This is a genomic window from Glaciecola sp. SC05 (genome assembly GCF_041380235.1).
Taxonomy (GTDB): domain Bacteria; phylum Pseudomonadota; class Gammaproteobacteria; order Enterobacterales; family Alteromonadaceae; genus Glaciecola.
Genome location: NZ_JBGIYY010000040.1, coordinates 1 through 2,334, shown reverse-complemented (window position 1 = coordinate 2,334; position 2,334 = coordinate 1). Strand labels below are relative to the sequence as shown.

The following is a 2,334-nucleotide window of genomic DNA, read 5'->3' as shown; positions in this document are numbered from 1 at the left end:
ATTTGCACCCTAAAGGCACCACCCATTTGCGGCCTAATGGAGCCACCTGAACATGCTCTTTTCGCCCTCAAACAAGTTGATTATTGACTGCTTTGTGAAGCGCGTCCAGTTTTGTTGTTTTTAGTATTGTTTTCAGGTCTTAATTTTCGATAGCTTTCCCCTTCTAATATGAGTCGATAGGCGTTGTGGCGAAGTCGGTCAAGTGTGGCTGCGCCGAGCAGTTTATTCGGGAAGGCGTCTCCCCATTCGGTAAAGTCTAAATTGCTGGTAATAATGGTGGCGTTTTGTTCATAACGCTCATCAATTAAGTCGTGTAAGTCTTCGTCTTGTGGCGATTTCAGTGGTTTTAAGCCAAAGTCGTCAATGATGAGCAGTGGCACCTTGGCTAAGGTTTGGAAGCGCTTTTCATAGCTGTTGGTGGCGCGTGCGGCATACAGATTCGCCAGTAGTTTGGCTTGGGTAAAGAACAGTACATCCACGCCTTTTTGCACCGCGCAGTGCCCGATGGCTTGGGCTAAATGGCTTTNGCTTGGGTAAAGAACAGTACATCCACGCCTTTTTGCACCGCGCAGTGCCCGATGGCTTGGGCTAAATGGCTTTTACCGGTGCCACATGGCCCTGCTATTAGCACCGGCACTTTTTCATCAATAAAGCCGCAGGTTGCCAACTCTTGCACATAAGCACGGTTCAGTGTGGGGTTGGTGCTTAAGTCGAAGCTTTCTAGCGTTTTATTCGATTTAAAGCCTGCACGGCGCAGCCGTGTGGCGTATTTCTTTTGGTCTCGCCTCGCTACTTCATCTTGCACGAGTAAGGCTAAGAACTCAGGATACGTCATCTGATGTTCAATGGCTTCGCGGTTACGCTGGGCCAGTGAATCGGTCATGCCTGATAGGCGTAGTTGTTTGAGTAAGGGTGATAATTCTGGAATAGGGTTAATCATGGTTGTTCCTTTTTTTAATGTGGGATGAGTTTGTTAGGGTCGCGATTGAAGCGGCCTTTGCCGGTATAGCTGTCGCTTAAACTATCAAACGCATTGGTCTCATGGGGCAGTTCATCTAAGCCTTTTTCGAGTATTTGCTTAATCGCGCTGTAGCGCACATTGTCGAAGGTTAACGCGCGGCAACAGGCCCTTTCTAAGCGAGCTGGCCCGTAGCGTTTGGCGAAGCCCACCACACCCTGCGCTGCGCGCAGGTTATCCAGCACGCGGCTGGCAAACAGTCTTTCGATAAACAGATGGCAGTATTCCCCGACCTTTTTTGCTTGGCTTAAACAGTATTGGGGGTCTTGCATGTTGTAAGCTTGCGCCGCAGGTGGTTGATGCTCAGGCACAGTTGAACGTCCCCCTTCATGTCGTAATCGCCCATGCGTGGCTTTGAGTTCGTGCTGTTGGTAAATACGCACTGTGGAGTCACCGGCGCGTATCCACACCGTTTGGCGGATGAGTGTATAGGGCACTGAGTAACGACACAGCTCGAACTGCACATGACCATCACCATGGACTTTTGCCTGTGTCCACACGGCTTCCTCTGGGGGCACTTCAGGCAAGGGCTTCAGTAAGTCCTGCTCCACTTCTTTGAACTGCGTTAAAGGGTAAAGGCGCGTCGTACCATGCTTGCGATTGCCAGCCACACTCACAAGCCATTCTTTTAATTGCGCATTGGCATCGCTTAGGCTGCGGAACTCGCGAAGCGGCACAAACGCATTTTTGATGTACTTCACATTGGACTCAACCCGTCCTTTCTTTTGCGGGTCGCGCACTGGACATGGTGCAATTAAGAAGCCATAACCTTCCGCACACTCAGCATAAGCTCGCTGCACATCAGGGTCGTGATAACACGCTTTGGTGATGGCACATTTGGGGTTATCGATGATGACGCGTTTGGGTGCGCCGTTGAACCACTCAAATGCGCGGCGATGGCAAGATAACCATGTGGCGGTGCTTTGGCTCCAGATAAACTCCGCATACATATGGCGGCTCCACGCGAGCGTCATTACAAACACCCATGTTTTACGCAGCTCGCCGGTGCGGGTGTCTACCATCAATGGACCCGACCCGAAATCTACTTGTACCGCATCACCTGGGTCGAACTCCATAACCGTAGATACTTTGCCAGGCTCACTGGCAATCACGCTTTTAATGTAGCGGTTGACTGCCCAATAGCTGCCAGTAAAACCATGACTAGTGACTAGCTTTTGATGAATAGTGCTGCCTTGCACGCCACCTTCAATCCACTTGTTAACCTTCTCGGCATAGGGCAGGACGGAGGACACGCTTGATGATGGTGTGTGCACGGTAACATTTAGTACGGCTGCCAATTGGGCGTTGTCAGGTAG

Annotated in this window: 3 protein-coding genes; all 3 read right to left on the bottom strand. The window is 50.7% G+C overall.

Features of this window, described 5'->3' with window-relative positions:
• Window positions 1-80: 80 nt before the first annotated feature.
• Window positions 81-491, bottom strand: coding sequence for an ATP-binding protein (locus AB9H30_RS19225; protein ID WP_371196410.1), 411 nt, complete (start codon window positions 489-491; stop codon window positions 81-83).
• A gap of 23 nt (window positions 492-514) precedes the next feature.
• Window positions 515-940 (bottom strand): ATP-binding protein, encoded by a 426-nt coding sequence (locus tag AB9H30_RS19220; RefSeq protein WP_371196409.1) that lies wholly within the window; start codon window positions 938-940, stop codon window positions 515-517.
• Window positions 941-954: 14 nt separating this feature from the next.
• On the bottom strand, window positions 955-2,334 hold a 1,380-nt coding region (gene istA, locus AB9H30_RS19215; RefSeq protein ID WP_371196408.1), incomplete at its 5' end, for an IS21 family transposase.